Annotated in this window: 16 protein-coding genes; 12 read left to right on the forward strand and 4 right to left on the reverse strand. The window is 68.4% G+C overall.

Translation table 11 applies throughout. The features are described from left to right. Together betC and betI are read right to left on the reverse strand one after the other, a co-directional pair. A complete protein-coding gene (gene betC / locus C8N38_RS10515; protein ID WP_108027090.1) occupies positions 1-1,506 on the reverse strand; it encodes a choline-sulfatase in 1,506 nt (501 codons plus the stop codon). Next, a complete protein-coding gene (betI, locus tag C8N38_RS10520; RefSeq protein WP_108027092.1) occupies positions 1,503-2,075 on the reverse strand; it encodes a transcriptional regulator BetI in 573 nt (190 codons plus the stop codon). Before betI ends, betC begins: the two co-directional genes overlap by 4 nt. 102 nt (positions 2,076-2,177) lie before the next feature. On the opposite strand from betI, the gene choX reads away from it, so the two are divergent. From choX to C8N38_RS10555, 7 genes are all read left to right on the forward strand, one after another. Next, on the forward strand, positions 2,178-3,092 hold the full coding sequence (gene choX / locus C8N38_RS10525) for a choline ABC transporter substrate-binding protein (RefSeq protein WP_108027095.1): 915 nt from the start codon (positions 2,178-2,180) through the stop codon (positions 3,090-3,092). A 96-nt stretch (positions 3,093-3,188) separates the two neighbouring features. Beyond that, the gene (gene choW / locus C8N38_RS10530) at positions 3,189-4,025 is read left to right on the forward strand and encodes a choline ABC transporter permease subunit (protein ID WP_108027097.1); all 837 of its coding nucleotides are present in this window, start codon (positions 3,189-3,191) and stop codon (positions 4,023-4,025) included. Then, positions 4,022-5,050 carry a choline ABC transporter ATP-binding protein gene (choV, locus tag C8N38_RS10535; protein WP_108027099.1) on the forward strand — a complete coding sequence of 343 codons (1,029 nt, stop codon included), beginning with the start codon at positions 4,022-4,024 and terminating at the stop codon, positions 5,048-5,050. Before choW ends, choV begins: the two co-directional genes overlap by 4 nt. Positions 5,051-5,523: 473 nt before the next feature. Continuing rightward, entirely contained in the window at positions 5,524-6,546 is a 1,023-nt protein-coding gene (locus C8N38_RS10540; RefSeq protein ID WP_108027101.1) for a TRAP transporter substrate-binding protein, read from the forward strand. Positions 6,547-6,763: 217 nt separating this feature from the next. After that, complete coding sequence (locus C8N38_RS10545; RefSeq protein ID WP_215731129.1) at positions 6,764-7,321, forward strand: TRAP transporter small permease; 558 nt, start codon at positions 6,764-6,766, stop codon at positions 7,319-7,321. 3 nt (positions 7,322-7,324) lie between these two features. Continuing rightward, positions 7,325-8,620 carry a TRAP transporter large permease gene (locus tag C8N38_RS10550; protein ID WP_108027104.1) on the forward strand — a complete coding sequence of 432 codons (1,296 nt, stop codon included), beginning with the start codon at positions 7,325-7,327 and terminating at the stop codon, positions 8,618-8,620. Positions 8,621-8,639: 19 nt separating this feature from the next. After that, the gene (locus C8N38_RS10555) at positions 8,640-9,077 is read left to right on the forward strand and encodes a universal stress protein (RefSeq protein WP_108027106.1); all 438 of its coding nucleotides are present in this window, start codon (positions 8,640-8,642) and stop codon (positions 9,075-9,077) included. 10 nt (positions 9,078-9,087) lie between these two features. Here the strand turns inward: C8N38_RS10555 and C8N38_RS10560 are convergent, their stop codons facing one another. Next, positions 9,088-9,786 (reverse strand): histidine utilization transcriptional repressor HutC, encoded by a 699-nt coding sequence (locus C8N38_RS10560; protein WP_108027108.1) that lies wholly within the window; start codon positions 9,784-9,786, stop codon positions 9,088-9,090. A 2-nt stretch (positions 9,787-9,788) separates the two neighbouring features. Continuing rightward, the gene (locus C8N38_RS10565; protein WP_108027110.1) at positions 9,789-11,159 is read right to left on the reverse strand and encodes a formimidoylglutamate deiminase; all 1,371 of its coding nucleotides are present in this window, start codon (positions 11,157-11,159) and stop codon (positions 9,789-9,791) included. A 72-nt stretch (positions 11,160-11,231) separates the two neighbouring features. Here C8N38_RS10565 and hutI point away from each other — a divergent pair, with 72 nt between their 5' ends. Genes hutI through C8N38_RS10590 form a run of 5 tightly spaced genes read left to right on the forward strand, consistent with a single transcriptional unit; the run spans position 11,232 to position 17,055 of the window. Next, complete coding sequence (gene hutI / locus C8N38_RS10570) at positions 11,232-12,422, forward strand: imidazolonepropionase (protein WP_108027112.1); 1,191 nt, start codon at positions 11,232-11,234, stop codon at positions 12,420-12,422. Continuing rightward, positions 12,416-13,936, forward strand: coding sequence for a histidine ammonia-lyase (gene hutH, locus C8N38_RS10575; RefSeq protein ID WP_108027114.1), 1,521 nt, complete (start codon positions 12,416-12,418; stop codon positions 13,934-13,936). The genes hutI and hutH overlap by 7 nt, the downstream gene beginning before the upstream one ends. Beyond that, positions 13,933-14,727, forward strand: coding sequence for an N-formylglutamate deformylase (hutG, locus tag C8N38_RS10580; RefSeq protein WP_108027116.1), 795 nt, complete (start codon positions 13,933-13,935; stop codon positions 14,725-14,727). Before hutH ends, hutG begins: the two co-directional genes overlap by 4 nt. Next, entirely contained in the window at positions 14,724-15,920 is a 1,197-nt protein-coding gene (locus C8N38_RS10585; protein ID WP_108027118.1) for a CaiB/BaiF CoA transferase family protein, read from the forward strand. Before hutG ends, C8N38_RS10585 begins: the two co-directional genes overlap by 4 nt. Further along, a complete protein-coding gene (locus tag C8N38_RS10590; RefSeq protein ID WP_108027120.1) occupies positions 15,913-17,055 on the forward strand; it encodes an acyl-CoA dehydrogenase family protein in 1,143 nt (380 codons plus the stop codon). The genes C8N38_RS10585 and C8N38_RS10590 overlap by 8 nt, the downstream gene beginning before the upstream one ends. Positions 17,056-17,073 lie beyond the last annotated feature (18 nt).

Raw genomic sequence — 17,073 nt, forward strand, 5'->3', positions numbered from 1 at the left:
TCATTCGCCGCGCGGGTAGCGCGCCCGGCCTTCGACCTCGTTCAGGTCCATGTGGTTGCGCATGAAGCGGTCGCTGGCGCGCTGCAGGGGCTGGTAATCCCAGGGGAAATAGGCGCCGTTCCGCAGCGCCTCGTAGACCACCCAGCGCCGGGCCTGGCTTTTGCGCACCTCGGCATCGAAGCGGTCCAGATCCCAGCGCGCCTCCGCCTCGGCCCGCAACCGGGCAAGGGGTTCGGCGCAAGCCGGGTCGGCGACAAGATCGATCAGCTCCTGGGGATCGGCCTTGAGATCGAAAAGCTGATCGGGGTCGAGCGCGCAGCGGGTCAGCTTGTAGCGCCCGTCGCGCAGCGCCACCAGCGGCGCATAGGACGCCTCGGCCGCGTATTCCATCGGCACCGGGCCGCGCGGCGCGCCGCCCGCGACCGGCAGCAGCGACTGGCCTTCGGTCCAGGGCACGACCTCGTCCATCGAGATCCCGGCCAGATCGCAAAGCGTCGGGCAGACATCGAGGGTCGAGACGGGCGTGTCGATCCGCCCCGGCGCAACGCCCGGCGCCGCGATCATCAGCGGCACCCGAGACGATCCCTCGTAGAAGGTCATCTTGAACCACAGCCCGCGCTCGCCCAGCATGTCGCCATGGTCCGACACGAAGAGGATCGCGGCCTCCTGACCGGTCGCCTCGAGAATGTCGAGGAAGGCGCCGATCTTCTCGTCGAGATAGGAGATATTGGCGAAATAGGCCCGGCGCGACCGCCGGATGTCGTCCTCGGTGATGTCGAAGCTGCGCCAGTCGTTGGCGTCGAAGATCCGTTTCGAATGCGGGTCCTGATCGGCGTAGGGGATCGCCGGGACCTCGGGCAGCAGGTGGTCGCAGTCCTCGTAGAGGTCCCAGAACTTTTTGCGGGCCACGTAGGGATCGTGGGGATGGGTAAAGCTGACGGTCAGGCACCAGGGCCGGTCATCCTTGCGGCGCGCCAGATCGTAAAGCTTCTGCCCGGCGCAATGGGCAACCTCGTCGTCATATTCCATCTGGTTGGTGATCTCGGCCACGCCCGCGCCGGTGACCGAGCCCATGTTGTGATACCACCAGTCGATCCGCTCGCCGGGCTTGCGGTAATCGGGCGTCCAGCCGAAATCGGCGGGGTAGATGTCGGTGGTCAGCCGCTCCTCGAAGCCATGAAGCTGATCGGGGCCGACGAAATGCATCTTGCCGCTGAGGCAGGTATGATAGCCCGCCCGGCGCAGGTGATGGGCGAAGGTCGGCAGGTCCGAGGGAAACTCGGCCGCGTTGTCATAGACGCCGGTGACCGAGGGCAACTGCCCCGACATGAAGCTGGCCCGGCCCGGCGCGCAAAGCGGCGAGGCGGTGTAGCAGTTGGAAAACCGCGCCGACCGGGCGGCCAGCCGTTTCAGGTTCGGCGCGTGCAGCCAGTCGGCCGGGCCGTCGGGAAAGAGCGTCCCGTTCAGCTGGTCGACCATCAGGATCAGAAGATTGGGCTGTGTCATGGCAGGGCCTTCAGTTCGGCATCGAGCGCCGCAAGGACATGGGCCGAGGCGCTGTCTTCGGCCTCGTCGCGAGGGAAATGCACGAATCGCAGGTAAAGCCCGTCGATCAGCGCCGCGAGCCTCCGCGCGATCTCGGGGGCGCGGGAGCCTGCCAGCGGGCGCAGGTCGTGAACGAGGTTCGCATGCAGCCGCCGGTGATAGACCCCCAACAGCCGCCGCGCCTCGTCCGACCGGTGCGCCAGCACATAGAAGTTCAGCCAGGCGGCGATCACGTCATGGCGGAAGCTCGTCTTGCTGAAACTGGCGCGGATCGTGCCGTCAAGTCGCTCACGGGGTGAGCCGGCCTCTTTCAGAGCGGCCCGGACCTCGGCGCCGTAGACCGCGAGGATATGGCGCATCGCGGCCAGGAACAGGCGGTCCTTGTCGCCGAAATAGTGGAACGCCAGAGCCGACGAGACCCCGGCCCGCTTGGCGATCTGGCCCACTGTCACGCTGAGCGAGCCGGTCGCGCCGAGTTCCTGGATCGTCGCGTCGATCAGTTGCGCCTTGCGCTCGGGTTGGGCGGTCATCTGGGGCGTTTCCCGAAAAAGTGGTTGCAAACCGGAGATAATCAGGCACTGTTTGACTGGTCAATCAATAAATCTGCAACTCAAGTCGATCAGGGAATTGCCATGAAACTGACTTCTGCCGTCGCTGCCGTTGCCATGCTGGCCGCGGGCGCGGCATTCGCCGATTGCGATTCTGTCGTGATGTCCGATGTCGGCTGGACCGACATCACCACCACCACCGCCACCGCCCGCCATGTGCTGGAAGGGCTGGGCTACAAGGTCGACGTCAAGGTGCTGTCGGTGCCGGTGACCTTCGCCTCGCTCGACAGTGACGACGTGGACGTGTTCCTCGGCAACTGGATGCCGGCGCAGGCGGGTGCCATCGGCCCCTATCTCGACAGTGGCGAGATCGAGGATATCAACGTCAACCTCGAAGGCACCAAATACACGCTGGCCACGCCCACCTATGCCTGGGAGGCCGGGCTGAAAAGCTATGCCGACATCGCCAAGTTCGCCGATGAGCTGGACCACAAGATCTACGGGATCGAGCCCGGCAACGAGGGCAACGCCTATCTCGTCGGCCTGACCGAGGAAGACAAGTTCGGGCTGGGCGACTTCAAGATCGTCGAAAGCTCGGAACAGGGCATGCTGGCCCAGGTCGCGCGGTTCTACCGCAAGCAGGAACCGGTGGTGTTCCTCGGCTGGGAACCGCACCCGATGAACGCCAATTTCGACCTGAAATACCTGCCCGGCGGCGAGGATTTCTTTGGCGGCGAGGGCGTCGTGCATACGGTGACCCGCAAGGGCTATTCGGCGGAATGCCCGAACCTCGGCAAGCTTTTCGCCAACATGGATTTCAGCCTCGATATGGAAAACAAGATCATGGGCGAGATCCTCGACGACGGCGCCGATCCGGCCGAGGCGACCGAAGCCTGGCTGAAGGAGAACCCGCAGGTTCTCGACACCTGGCTTGCGGGCGTGACAACCAGGGACGGCGGCGACGGCCTGGCCGCGGTCAGGCAAAGCCTCGGGCTCTAGTCCCGGCCGGACCGCCCGCCCGGCGCGGGCGGTCCCCGGCGGCGGTCCCGCCGCCCTGCCCCGTTCCAGACCGTCAATGCAGGAGGGAGTGCCGCCGTGGAGTGGCTGACCGATCACAAGATTCCCGTGGGCCATGTCGCCAGCACGATCTTCGACTGGCTCAGGGACAATGCCGAGGTCGTGCTGGACGCCATCGCCGCGGTGATGGAGGCGATGATCGACGCGATCCTCTGGGTGCTGCAGACGCCGCATCCGGCAGTGGTCACGCTGGGGTTCGTCGCGCTGACCTATGCGCTGCAGCGCAGCTGGAAGACCTGCCTTGCGGTGGCGCTGGGCTTTCTCTTCATCCTCAACCAGGGCTATTGGGAAGAGACCACCGAAAGCCTGACGCTGGTGCTGTCGGCCTGCGTGGTCTGCATGGCGATCGGGGTACCCATCGGCATCGGCGCGGCGCACCGGCCGAAGCTTTACACCTATCTGCGGCCGATCCTCGATCTGATGCAGACCCTGCCGACCTTCGTCTACCTGATCCCGGCCATCGTCTTCTTCGGTATCGGCATGGTGCCGGGGCTGATCGCCACGGTGATCTTCGTGCTGCCCGCGCCGATCCGGCTGACCTATCTGGGGGTGTCCTCGACGCCGAAGGCCCTGCTGGAAGCCGCGACCGCCTTTGGCGCCACGCGCGGGCAGACGCTGTTCAAGGTCGAGCTGCCCTATGCCTTTCCGCAGATCATGGCGGGGCTCAACCAGACCATCATGCTGTCGCTGTCGATGGTGGTGGTCGCGGCCCTGGTCGGCGCCGACGGGCTGGGCGTGCCGGTGGTGCGCGCGCTCAATCAGGTCAACACCGCGCTTGGCTTCGAATCCGGCTTCGTGATCGTCGTGGTGGCGATCATGCTCGACCGCATCCTGCATGTGAGGGCGCGCAAATGACCCCGACCGCGCTTCGTATCGACAACGTCTCGATCGTCTTCGGGTCCCATCCCGACCGCGCCCTGCCGCTGATGGACCAGGGCAAGACCCGGGCCGAGGTGCAGGCCGCGACCGGCCAGGTGCTGGGGGTGCACGATTGCAGCCTGACCGTCGAGACCGGCGAGATCCTGGTGCTGATGGGGCTTTCGGGGTCCGGCAAGTCGACGCTTCTGCGCGCGGTGAACGGGCTGAACCCCGTCGTGCGCGGCAAGGTCGAGGTCAATGACGGCACCGGCATGGTCGACGTGACCCATGCCGATGCCGCCACCCTGCGCCGCATCCGCATGCATCACGTCGCGATGGTCTTCCAGCAATTCGGCCTGCTGCCCTGGCGCACGGTACGCGAGAATGTGGGGCTCGGGCTCGAATTGTCGGGGGTCGGGCGCCGCGAGGCGCGCGAGCGGATCGACGAGCAGCTGTCGCTGGTCGGGCTGGCCGACTGGGGCGACCGCCGCGTGGGCGAGCTGTCGGGCGGCATGCAACAGCGCGTGGGGCTTGCCCGCGCCTTCGTCACCCAGGCGCCGATCCTGCTGATGGACGAACCGTTCTCGGCGCTCGATCCGCTGATCCGGGCCAAGCTGCAGGACGAGTTGCTGGAGCTGCAGCAGCGGCTGAAGCGCACCATCCTTTTCGTCAGCCACGATCTCGACGAGGCGTTCAAGCTGGGCAACCACATCTCGATCATGGAGGGCGGCCGGATCGTCCAGACCGGCGCCCCGCCCGAGATCTTCCGCGACCCGAAGAACGACTATGTCGCCGATTTCGTCCAGCACATGAACCCGCTGGGCGTGCTGCGCGCGCGCGATCTGATGCAGCCCGCGACCGGCAGCCCCGAGGTCACCATCGAGGCCGACGCGCTGATCCGCGACGGCATGGACCGGCTGATCGGCGCGACCGTCCCGCTGGGCGTGGTCGAGGACGGCCGCCTGATCGGCCAGATCGGCAAGGACGACGTGCTGCGCGGGCTCTGCCGGCCCGCCGTCTAGCGCCTGCGGTCCAGCGCCCGGCGTCTGGACCCCATCCAGCCATCCCCCGTCCGGCGCCGGCCTGACGCGGCAAGGCCCTGTCCGGTCCGCCGGGCGGGGCCGATGCGCCATCGGCCGACGCCCGACAGGGTCCGATACATCGGCCACACCCGGGTTCCCCCGGGCACGGTCATCTTTTTTCACTTTTTTCGGAACCGGGCGCCCCCGGCTGCGTTTACCAACCACAGGTGGCGCGCCGTGGGCGGAGACCGGCCTGCGGGGGATCGCGAGGAGACCCCCCGCAGGCCTGCGTTTTCCCGGCTTGCCCGGGGCGCGGGTCCAGGACCGGCCCCGGGATGGTGCGTTTCCGGGGGCTGCGGCCGCTTCGGCCGCGCGAAGGTGCCACCCTGGCGCCGTATCTCTCCCGGATCACCGACAGCCCCGAAGGTTCGGGCCGTTGCGGCCCGTGCGCAAGCAACCAGAGGAGACCGTCCATGAGTTTCAAGACCCGCGTGCTGACCCTGTCCGTCGCCGCCTTCGCGCTTGGCGCAGGCATGGCCCAGGCCGATACATGGCGCTATGCCTTCGAGGAGGCGCTGGACGAGGTGCAGGGCATCTATGCCCAGAAGTTCAAGGAAGAGATCGAGGCCAATACCGATCACGAGATCCAGCTTTTCCCCTATGGCACGCTCGGCGAATCCGCCGACATCATGGAACAGGCGCAGGACGGCATCCTGCAATTCGTCGACCAGTCGCCGGGGTTCACCGGTTCGCTGATCCCCGAGGCGCAAGTCTTCTTCGTGCCCTACCTGCTGCCGCAGGAGCCTGAAACGCTGGCCAGCTTCTTCAAGAATTCGAAGGCCATCAACGAGATGTTCCCCAAGCTTTACGCGGATCAGGGGCTGGAGCTTCTGACCATGTTCCCCGAGGGCGAGGTGGCGATCACCACCAAGGAGCCGTTCAAGACGCCCGAGGATCTGGACGAGGTCAAGGTCCGCACGATGACCAACCCGCTTCTGGTGGAAAGCTACAAGGCCTTCGGTGCGACGCCGACGCCGCTGCCCTGGGGCGAGGTTTATGGCGCGCTGCAGACCAATATCATCCAGGGCCAGGAAAACCCGATGTTCTTCATCGAGTCGACGAAGATGTACGAGGTCACCGATTACGTGACCCGGATCGGGCATAACAACTTCACGACCGCGGTGATGGCCAACAAGGACTTCTTCGAGGACCTTTCGGATGAGGACCGGCAGGCGATCCGCGACGCGGCCGACGCCGCCTTCGCCCATATCATCGACTATCAGAAGGGCCTGACCGAAGCCTCGGTCGAGAAGATCAAGGAGGCCAAGCCTTCGATGACCTTCACCACGCTGTCCGAGGAAGAGCGCCAGCCCTTCAAGGACGCGGCCGGCGAGGTCGAGGCCAAGTTCCTCGAAATGACCGGCGACAGCGGCAAGGAGATCCTCGATCAGATGAAAGAGGACCTGAAGACCGCCGAGGACGCCACCCAGAGCTGATCCCACGGTCACCGAAGCGCGCGGGCCGCATCCCGCGCGCTCCGGCCATTTCCCCGCCCCTTGCCCGCCCCGCACCCGGCACCCGCCCGCAGGGAGGAACGGAAGGAAGCTGCCCTTGTCCTCGGACCAATCGCTTCGCGCCCAGGTCAGCCCTGCTCAGGGCCCCACGCAGGCCCAGTCCCAGACCGACACCACCGCCGCCGACGATCCCGACGAGGTGGCCTATGTCTCGAGCCTCCCCGGGGTTCTGGGGACGATCGACGCGGCCATCGCCCGGGCCGAATCCGCGCTGCTGGCGGCGGGCGTCCTGTTGATGGCGCTGAACACGGTCGCCAATGTGGTCGGCCGCTACCTCTTCCAGTCCAGCCTCTTCTTCACCGAGGAACTGAACCGCATCCTGATCGTGGTGATCACCTTCGCGGGCATCAGCTATGCCGCGCGCCAGGGCCGCCATATCCGGATGTCGGCGATCTACGATGCGCTGCCGCCGAGGGCGCGCAAGATCCTGATGATCGCCATCGCGCTGATCACGGCGGCGCTGATGTTCGGCCTGTGCTGGTTCGCGGTCGCGTATCTGCTGACCCAGGCGGGGCGCGGCCGGGTGCTGCCGGCGTTGCAGATCCCGGTCTGGACGACGCTGGTGATCGTGCCCATCGGCCTTTTCATGACCGGCATGCAATACCTGCTGACCGCGGTGAAGAACGCGATCTCGCGCGATGTCTATCTCTCGACGGTCGTGCTGGAAGGCTATGACGACGAAGAGACGGAGGTCTGAGCGATGGCGGCTGCAATCTTCTCGATCATGATCGTGCTGCTTTTGCTGGGCTTTCCGATGATGGTTCCGCTGATCGCGGGGGCGCTGGTAGGGTTCGTGACGCTGTTCGGCGGTCTCGGCCAGCTCGAGACCATGATCCAGCAGATGATGGCGGGCATCCGTCCCGCCTCGCTGATCGCGGTGCCGATGTTCATCTTCGCCGCCGACATCATGACCCGCGGGCAATCGGCGGGACGGCTTATCGACATGGTGATGGCCTTTGTCGGGCATCTGAAGGGTGGGCTCGCGATCTCGACCGCCGCCGCCTGCACGATGTTCGGCGCGGTCTCGGGCTCGACCCAGGCCACCGTGGTGGCCATCGGCGGCCCGCTGCGCCCCCGGATGCAGAAGGCAGGCTATGGCGACAGCTTCATCCTGGCACTCATCGTCAATGCCTCGGACATCGCCTTCCTGATCCCGCCCTCGATCGGGATGATCATCTATGGCGTGGTCTCGAACACCTCGATTGCCGAGCTGTTCATCGCGGGTATCGGGCCGGGGCTGCTGATCCTCGTGCTGTTCGCGGTCTATTCCTGGGCCTATGCGGTCCGGAACGGGGTCCCGACCGAACCCCGCGCGAGTTGGGGCGAGCGTCTGCGCGCGGTCCGGGCCGCGCTCTGGCCGCTGGGCTTTCCGGTGATCATCATCGGCGGCATCTATGGCGGGATCTTCAGCCCGACCGAGGCGGCCGCGGCCTGCGTGCTCTATGCGCTGATCCTCGAAACCCTCGTCTTCCGCGAAATGGGCCTGCGCGACATCTACCGCACCGCCAAGTCGACCGGGCTGATCACCGGGGTCGTCTTCATCCTGGTGGCGGCAGGCGCGGCCTTTTCCTGGGTGATCTCCTTCGCCCAGATCCCGCAGGCCATCCTGTCGGGCGCGGGCATCGACCAGATGGGCCAGATCGGCGTGCTCTTCGCGATCTCGATCGCCTTCTTCATCGGCTGCATGTTCGTCGACCCGATCGTGGTGATCCTGATCCTGGTGCCGATCTTCGCGCCGGTCGTCGCCGATGTCGGGCTCGATCCCGTTCTGGTCGGCACGCTGATCACGCTGCAGGTTGCCATCGGCTCGGCCACGCCGCCCTTCGGCTGCGATATCTTCACCGCCATCGCCGTCTTCAAGCGCCCCTACATGGAGGTCATCCGGGGCACGCCGCCCTTCATCCTGATCCTGCTCGGCGTCTCGGTGGCGCTGATCTTCTTCCCCCAGATCGCGCTGTTCTTCCGCGATCTCGCCTTCCCCGGCGAGGCCGGGTGAGGGCCGAAAGGAGACCGGTTTGTTCAAGTCGATCCTCGTTCCCTATGACGGCTCGGCCGGCGCCGAGCGCGCGCTGCGCCAGGCGGTCGGGCTGGCCAGGCTGTGCGACGCCCAGCTGTCGGTGCTGACCGTGTTCCGGCATCATTCGATGCTGGAGGCCTCGCTCTCGATGGTCCGGAAGGACGAGCCGGGCCCCGTTGACGACGCGATGCGCGGCTATGCTCGCGAGGTGGCGGAATACGCCAAGCGGCTCGCGCGCGAGGCCGGGGCCGAGGGGGCGCGCGCCTTCATCAAGGCCGGGCCGCCCGCCCGCACCATCGTCCGCTTTGCCCGCGAGCACGGGAACGACCTGATCGTGATCGGCAGCCGCGGGCTCGGCTCGGTCGAGAACTACCTGCTGGGCAGCGTCTCGCACAAGGTCACGGGGCTCGCGGACTGCCCGGTTCTGGTGGTCTGAGCCGCAGCGCTCAGAGCCCGAGGCACAGCCGGTAGCTTTGCGCGAAATGCTCGCGCGCATAGGTGATCGGCGCCTCGTGCAGCCAGGTCTGCCGCTCCATCACCAGGACCGGATCGGTGGGCGAACAGCCCAGCGCGGCGGCGGCGGCGCCCGCGGGTTCGGCGTGAAACTCCATCCCGCCATGGGTATAGGGCGCCTCGCGCACCAGCCATTCATTCGGGTTGACCGCCGCAAGATCCGCCGCAGCAATGGCAGGCACCGTCCGCAACACCACCCAGCGCCGTTCGAACATGTGGGGGGCGCCATCCGCGAGATGCAGGCTTTCCAGATAAAGCGTCTCTTCCACCTCAGGCAGCCTCAGCCGCGCGCGCACATCCTCCGGCGCGGGGCCGGTCGCGCGCGCCAGCAGCCGGTAGCCATAGGCCTGCCCGCGCGCCTCGACCTCGCGGCGGATCTGCGGAATGTCCAGCGTCGCCTTGCGCTGCGGTGCCTCGATCACCCGGGTTCCGGCCTTGCGGCGCCGGTCGAGGAACCCCGCCTCGGCCAGGTCGCGCAGTGCGCGGTTCACCGTCGCCCGGGCACAGCCGAATTCGGTTGCGATGTCGGCCTCGTTCGGGATCAGCTCGCCCGGCGGATAGGTCCGGTCGCGGATCCGCAGCATGATGGTGTCGCGGATCGACTGCCACGAGGCGGCCCGGTCCCCGGCCATGCTCACAGCCCGTCCCGCAGACGGCGCATCGCGGCCGCGTAGCCCGCCACGATCTCGTCACGCCGGACATGCCGCCCGCCCTGTACCACATGGCGCCCGGCCGACCAGACATCGCTGACGGCGCGGTCGTCGCCCGCGAAGATCCAGGTATCGAGCAGCAGATCGCCCTGCCGCCCGATCCCGTCGGGCCCCATGTCGCCCAGCGCCAGCAGATCGGCCCAGTTGCCAACCGCAAGCCCGCCGCTGGCCCGCCCCGCCGCCTGCGCCCCGCCCTCGACCGCGCCCTGAAAGAGCACCCTCCCGGTCGAGCGGTCTTCGGAGGCCAGCGCCGCGCGGGTCCGGTCGCGCAGCCGCTGCGAATAGTCGAGCGTGCGCAGCTCTTCGCTCAGCGAGATCCGGATATTGCTGTCCGAACCGACGCCGAAACGACCGCCCGCCTGCACCCAGCGCACCCCGTCGAAGATGCCGTCGCCAAGGCTCGATTCGGTGATCGGGCAAAGCCCCGCGACCGCGCCGGTGGCGGCCAGCGCCAGCGTCTCGGCAGGCTCCATTTGCGTCGCGTGGATCGGGCACCAGCGGGCATCGACAGGCGCGTTCTCCAGCAACCATTCGACCGGACGCCGGCCGGTCGCGGCCAGCACCTCGTCGACCTCGGCCTGCTGCTCGGCGATATGGATATGGATCGGTCCGTCGGGCGCCAGGGCCTCGGCCGCCGCCAGCCCCGCCGCATCGACCGCGCGCAGTGAATGCGGCGCGACGCCCATCCGGCAATCGGGGGCCAGGGCCGCGACATGGGTCGCCGCGCCCTCGAAAAGCCGCGCGAACCGGTCGGGATCGTTGCCGAAGCGGTCCTGCCCCGCGACCAGCGCCCGCCGGTCGAGCCCGCCATAGGTGTAAAGCACCGGCAGCAGCGTCAGACCGATGCCCGAGACAGCCGCCGCCGCCGCGATCCGGCCCGACATCTCGGCCGGATCGGCATAGGGCGCGCCGCCGGGGCCATGATGCAGGTAGTGGAACTCGACATTGGCGGCATAGCCCGCCTCCAGCATCTCCATCTGCACGAAGGCGGCGATGGCCTCGACATCCTCGGGGCCGAGCCGGTCGAGAAAACGGTACATCAGCCGCCGCCAGGTCCAGAAACTGTCGCGCGGATCGGGACCGCGGGATTCGGTCAGCCCCGCCATCGCCCGCTGAAAGGCATGGCTGTGCAGGTTCGCGGGCGCGGGCAGAAGCGTCTCGACAACCGTCGCACCGGGCGGACAGGGCGCGTTTTCACGCAATTCCGCGATCTTTCCGCCGCTTTCGACGGCGATTTCCACATTTTCCGCCCAGGAATTCATCACAAGCGCATGGCGCGCCCAGACCCGTTGCATCGCCTGATCCTCCGCGTTGACTTGATTATTATGTGCAGACATATACCCTGCAATCAAGGAGGAGGCGATACCATGACTGATCTCACCCTTGCCAATGCGGCGTTGCTGCCACTCGGGCAGGACGGCCCGCGGCGGATCGAACGGGGCTGGCTCAGGATCGAAAACGACCGCATCGCGGCGCTCGGCGAGGGCCCGGCCCCCGAGGGCGGCGCGATCGAGGATCTGGGCGGCCGTCTGATCACGCCCGCGCTGGTCGATTGCCACACCCATCTGGTCTATGGCGGCAGCCGCGCCCGCGAATTCGAGATGCGGCTGGAAGGCGCCAGCTATGAAGAGATCGCCCGGGCGGGCGGCGGGATTCTTGCGACCGTCACCGCGACACGCGCCGCCTCCGAGGACGATCTGGTGGCCTCGGCCCTGCCCCGGCTGGATTGCCTGCTGGCCGAGGGCGCGGGTACGGTCGAGGTCAAGTCGGGCTACGGGCTGACCGTCGAGGACGAGCTGAAGATGCTGCGCGCGGCACGGCGGCTGGGCCGCGAACGCCCGGTGCGCATCGTCACCAGCTGGCTCGCGGCCCATGCCCTGCCGCCCGAATACACGGGCCGCGCCGAGGCCTATATCGACGAGGTCGCGATTGCCGGGCTGCGCGCCGCGCATGCCGAGGGACTGGTCGATGCGGTCGACGGCTTCTGCGAGGGCATCGCCTTCTCGCCCGCACAAATGGCGCGGATCTTCGATGTCGCGGCCGAGCTGGGCCTGCCGGTCAAGCTGCATGCCGAGCAGCTCTCGCATCTGGGAGGCAGCCAGTTGGTGGCCGAACGCGGAGGGCTCTCGGCCGATCATGTCGAGCATGCCGATGCCGCCGATGCCGCGGCGCTCGCGCGCGCGGGCGCGGCCGCAGTGCTGCTGCCCGGCGCCTTCTATACGCTCCGCGAGACGCAGATGCCTCCCGTCGCCGCCTTCCGCGAGGCGGGCACCGCGATGGCGCTGGCGACCGACTGCAACCCCGGCACCTCGCCGCTGACCTCGCTTCTGCTGACCATGAACATGGCCGCGACGCTGTTCCGGCTGACCCCCGACGAATGCCTGCGCGGGGTCACGGCGAACGGCGCCCAGGCGCTGGGGCTTGCCGATTGCGGTCGGCTTGAGCCCGGGATGCGCGCCGATCTTGCCGTCTGGGACATCGCCCAACCCGCCGAACTGACCTACCGGATCGGCTTCAACCCGCTTCACGCCCGTTATTTTGAGGGACGCAAATGCTGACGCTGACGCCGGGCGAGGCCACGCTCGCCCAACTGGAAACGCTCTGGCGCGAGGGAACGCCCGCGCGGCTGGCCGAAACCACCGGCCCCGCCATCGCCGCCTCGGCCGCCCGCATCGCCGCCGCCGCCCAAGGCGATCAGGCGGTCTACGGGGTCAATACCGGCTTCGGCAAGCTTGCCTCGGTCCGCATTCCACCCGAGGACACTGCCACGCTGCAGCGCAACCTGATCCTGTCGCATTGCTGCGGCGTCGGCGCGCCTCTCGACATCGCGACCGCGCGGCTGGTGATGGCGCTGAAACTGCTGAGCGTCGGCCGCGGCGCCTCGGGCGTCCGTCCCGAGATCGTCGCGCTGATCGAGGCGATGCTGGCGGCGGGCGTGACCCCTGCCATCCCGGAACAGGGCTCGGTCGGGGCCTCGGGCGATCTGGCGCCGCTCGCGCATATGGCCGCCGTCATGATCGGCGCGGGCGAGGCCATCTATCAGGGCGAGACCCTGCCCGGGGCCGAGGCCCTGGCCCGCGCGGGGCTGAGCCCCGTCACGCTCGGCGCCAAGGAGGGGCTCGCGCTCATCAATGGCACCCAGGTCTCGACCGCGCTGGCGCTGACCGGCTGGTTCCGCGCCATGGCGTGCCTGCGCGCCGCCATCGTCACCGGCGCGATGTCGACCGACGCCATCATGGGCTCGACCGCGCCGACCCGCGCCGAGATCCACACCCTGCGCGGCCATCGCGGCCAGATCGACGTCGCCGCCGCGATGCGGGGGCTCCTGAAGGGCAGCGAGATCCGCGAAAGCCACCGCGAGGACGATGCCCGGGTGCAGGACCCCTACTGCATCCGCTGCCAGCCACAGGTGACGGGCGCGGCGCTCGATCTGCTGCGTTTTGCCGGGCAGACGCTTGAGACCGAGGCCAATGCGGTGACCGACAACCCGCTGGTGCTGTCGGACGGCTCGATCGTCTCGGGCGGCAATTTTCACGCCGAACCCGTGGCCTTCGCCGCCGACCAGATCGCGCTTGCCGTGGCCGAGATCGGTGCCATCGCCCAGCGCCGGGTCGCGCTGATGGTCGATCCGGCGCTCAGCTTCGGCCTCCCGCCCTTCCTGACGCCCGAACCGGGACTGAACAGCGGGCTGATGATCGCCGAGGTCACCACCGCCGCGCTGATGAGCGAGAACAAGCATCTGGCTGCGCCCTGCTCGGTCGACAGCACCCCCACCAGCGCCAATCAGGAAGACCATGTCAGCATGGCCGCCCATGCCGCGCGCCGTCTGGGCGGCATGACCCGCAACCTTGCCGTGATCCTCGGCGTCGAGGCGCTTTGCGCGGGCCAGGGCATCGAGTTCCGCGCGCCACTGACGACCTCCGAGCCGCTGAAACGCGCGCTGGCTGCGATCCGCGCCGAGGTCGCGACGATGGGGGCGGACCGCTACCTCGCCCCCGACCTTGCCCGGGCGCAGGCCCTGATCGAAACCGGCAGCCTCGTCGCAGCCGCAGGACTGGAGATGCCCGAATGAGCCCCGTCGACGTGACCCGGGGCGACAGCCCCGTCATCCTCGGACTGCCCCATACCGGCACCCATGTGCCTTCGGATATCCTTGCCCGGCTGAATGACCGGGGGCGCGAGCTGACCGATACCGACTGGCATGTGCACGAGCTGTATGCCGACCTCCTGCCCGGGGCGACAACGGTGCGCGCCACCTTCCACCGCTACGTGATCGACGCGAACCGCCCGCCCGAAGATGAAAGCCTCTATCCCGGGCAGAACACCACCGGTCTGGTGCCGCTGACCGATTTCGACGGCGAACCGATCTGGGAAACCGCCCCCGACGCGGCCGAGACCGCCCGGCGGCTCGCAGCCTTCCACGCCCCCTACCACGCCGCCCTTGCGGCCGAGATCGAGCGCGTCCGCGCCCGCCATGGCGTCGCGATCCTCTATGACTGCCACTCGATCCGCTCGGTCATTCCCTATCTCTTCAAGGGCACCCTGCCCGATTTCAACATCGGCACCGCCAATGGCACGACCTGCGCGCCCGGGATCGCCGAGGCCGTTGCAGATGCCTGCGCCAGGGCCGAGGGCTATACCCATGTGCAGAACGGCCGTTTCAAGGGCGGCTGGACCACGCGCCATTACGGGCGGCCCGAGACCGGGGTTCACGCGATCCAGATGGAACTGGCGCAATCGACCCATCTGACCGCCGAGGCCGCGCCCTTCGCGCTCGACCCCGACAAGGCCGCGCGGCTGCGCCCGCATCTGGCCGGGATCCTTGCCCGGATCGAGGCGCTGACGCCGGAGCTGGCCCTGTGAAGCCGCTGGAAGGCCTCCGCATCCTCGATCTGACCCGGGTTCTCGCAGGGCCCTTCGCGACCGCGATCCTTGCCGATCTGGGCGCCGAGGTGATCAAGATCGAGCCGCCCCGGGGGGACGAATACCGCCATATCGGCCCCTTCCGCGACGGCGAATCCGCGCTGTTCTCGCTGAGCAATCGCGGCAAGCACTCGGTCGTTCTGGACCTCAAGGCGCCCGAGGGGCAGGCCCTGGCGCGTCGGCTCGCCGCCGGCTGCGACGTGGTGGTCGAGAATTTCCGCCCCGGCGTCGCCGCAAGGCTGGGGCTTGGCGCCGAGGATCTGCGCCGCGACAATCCCGGCCTCGTCCATTGCGCGATTTCGGGTTTCGGGCAATCGGGGCCCGCGGCGGACCTGCCCGCCTATGACATCGTCGTGCAGGCGATGTCGGGATGGATGGCCGCGACCGGCGAGGAAGGCGGCGCGCCCCTGAAGGTGGGCGAGGCGCTGGGCGATGTCGCGGCCGGGCTTTACGCCGTCATCGCGATCCTCGCGGCGCTGGTCGGCCGGGGCCGCAGCGGCAAGGGCGCGACGCTCGATGTCGCGATGCTCGATTGTCTGGTGGCGATGCTGCCGACGAGCCACGCGCTTCATCTTTACGCGAATGCCCCGGTGCCCCGCGTCGGCAACCGCCATCCGTTCTCGACCCCCTTCGGCGCCTTCCGCACCGCCGACGGCCATGTCGTCATCGCCGTGCTGAGCCCGCGCCAGTTCGCGGGGCTTTGTGCCGCGATCGGCCGGCCCGAAGCGGCCGAGGATCCGCGCTTTGCCACCGACGAACTGCGCACCGCGCATGAGCCCGAGATCCGCGCCATGATCGAGGCCTGGACCGGCCCCCTCCCTGCCGCCGAAGCGGTCGCAGCGCTGTCGGCCGCCAAGGTGCCTGCCGCGCCGATCCTGACGCTGGCCGATCAGCTCGGCTCGGATCATGCCGCAGCGCGCGGGCTGGTGAGCGAGCTGCCCCATCCCCGGCTGGGCAAGGCCCCGGTGGTGGGCCAGCCGGTCCGCTTCGACGGGCAGGCGCCGCGGGCCGGGACCGGCGCGCCCGCACTGGGCAGCGGCACCCGCGCGGTGCTGGAAGGGCTCGGGCTCGATCGGGACCAGATCGCGGGGCTCGTGGCCGCCGGAATTGTCAGGGAGTATGAGGATGCGTGAGTTCGACCATCTGCTGAGCGCCGAGGAATGCCAGTTCCTCGACATGCTGGAGAGGTTTGCCGCCGAGGTGCTGACCCCGCAGGCGGGCGAGACCGACCGCACGGGCGCCTTCGTCCATGCCCAGCTGGCGGCGCTGGCCGAGACCGGAATGATGGGCGCGAACGTGCCAGAGCGCTGGGGCGGTGCCGACATCTCGGCCCATGCCCTGTTCGAGGCGGTCGCGGCGGTCGCGGGCGGCTGCGGCTCGACGGTCTCGGCGCTGACCGCGCATTACCTCGCGACCGACAGCCTGCTGCTGGGCGGCGATGACGCGATCCGCGCGCGCTTCCTTCCGGCGGCGGCCGAGGGCCGGATGCTGGGCGCCTTCGGGCTGACCGAACCCAATGCCGGCTCGGACCCGGCCGACATGCGCAGCCGCGCCACGCGGGACGGCGAGAGCTGGCATATCAAGGGCCGGAAGTGCTTCATCTCGAATGGCGGCGTTGCCGATTTCGTCGTCGTCTTCTGCGTGACCGACCCCGAGGCGGGCCATCGCGGGATCTCGGCCTTCGTGGTCGAGAAGGGCACGCCCGGACTGGTGCCCGGCCGGGTCGAGCAGACCATGGGGCTGAAGGGCGGCCATGTCTGGGAACTCGATCTCGACGTGACCGTGCCCGATGCCAACCGCGTCGGCCCCGAGGGCTCGGGCTTCAAGACCGCGATGAAGGTGCTCGACAACGGCCGGACCGAGGTCGCGGCCATGGCCGTCGGCATCGCCCGCGCGGCCCTCGCCGAGGCCCGCGACTGGGCGAAGACCCGCATCATCGGCGGCGAGCCGCTCGCCAGCCGGCAGGGCATCCAGTGGATGCTGGCCGACATGGCGACCGAACTGTCGGCGGCCGAGCTTCTGGGCCACGAGGCCGCCCGGCAGCGGCAGGCGGGGCTGCGCTTCACCACCGCCGCCTCGAAGGCCAAGCTCTACGCCTCCGAGGCCGCCGGCCGGATCGCCGATACCGCGCTCCAGATCCATGGCGGCTATGGCTTCACCCACGATTTCCCGCTCGAACGTCATGCCCGCGACCTGCGCATCATGCGCATCTACGAGGGCTCGTCCGAAATTCAGCGCAACATCATTGCCGGCCGTCTTCTGGCCTGAGCTTCCGAAAGGACCCGA

The organism is Rhodovulum kholense (assembly GCF_003053725.1).
Taxonomy (GTDB): Bacteria; Pseudomonadota; Alphaproteobacteria; order Rhodobacterales; family Rhodobacteraceae; genus Rhodovulum; species Rhodovulum kholense.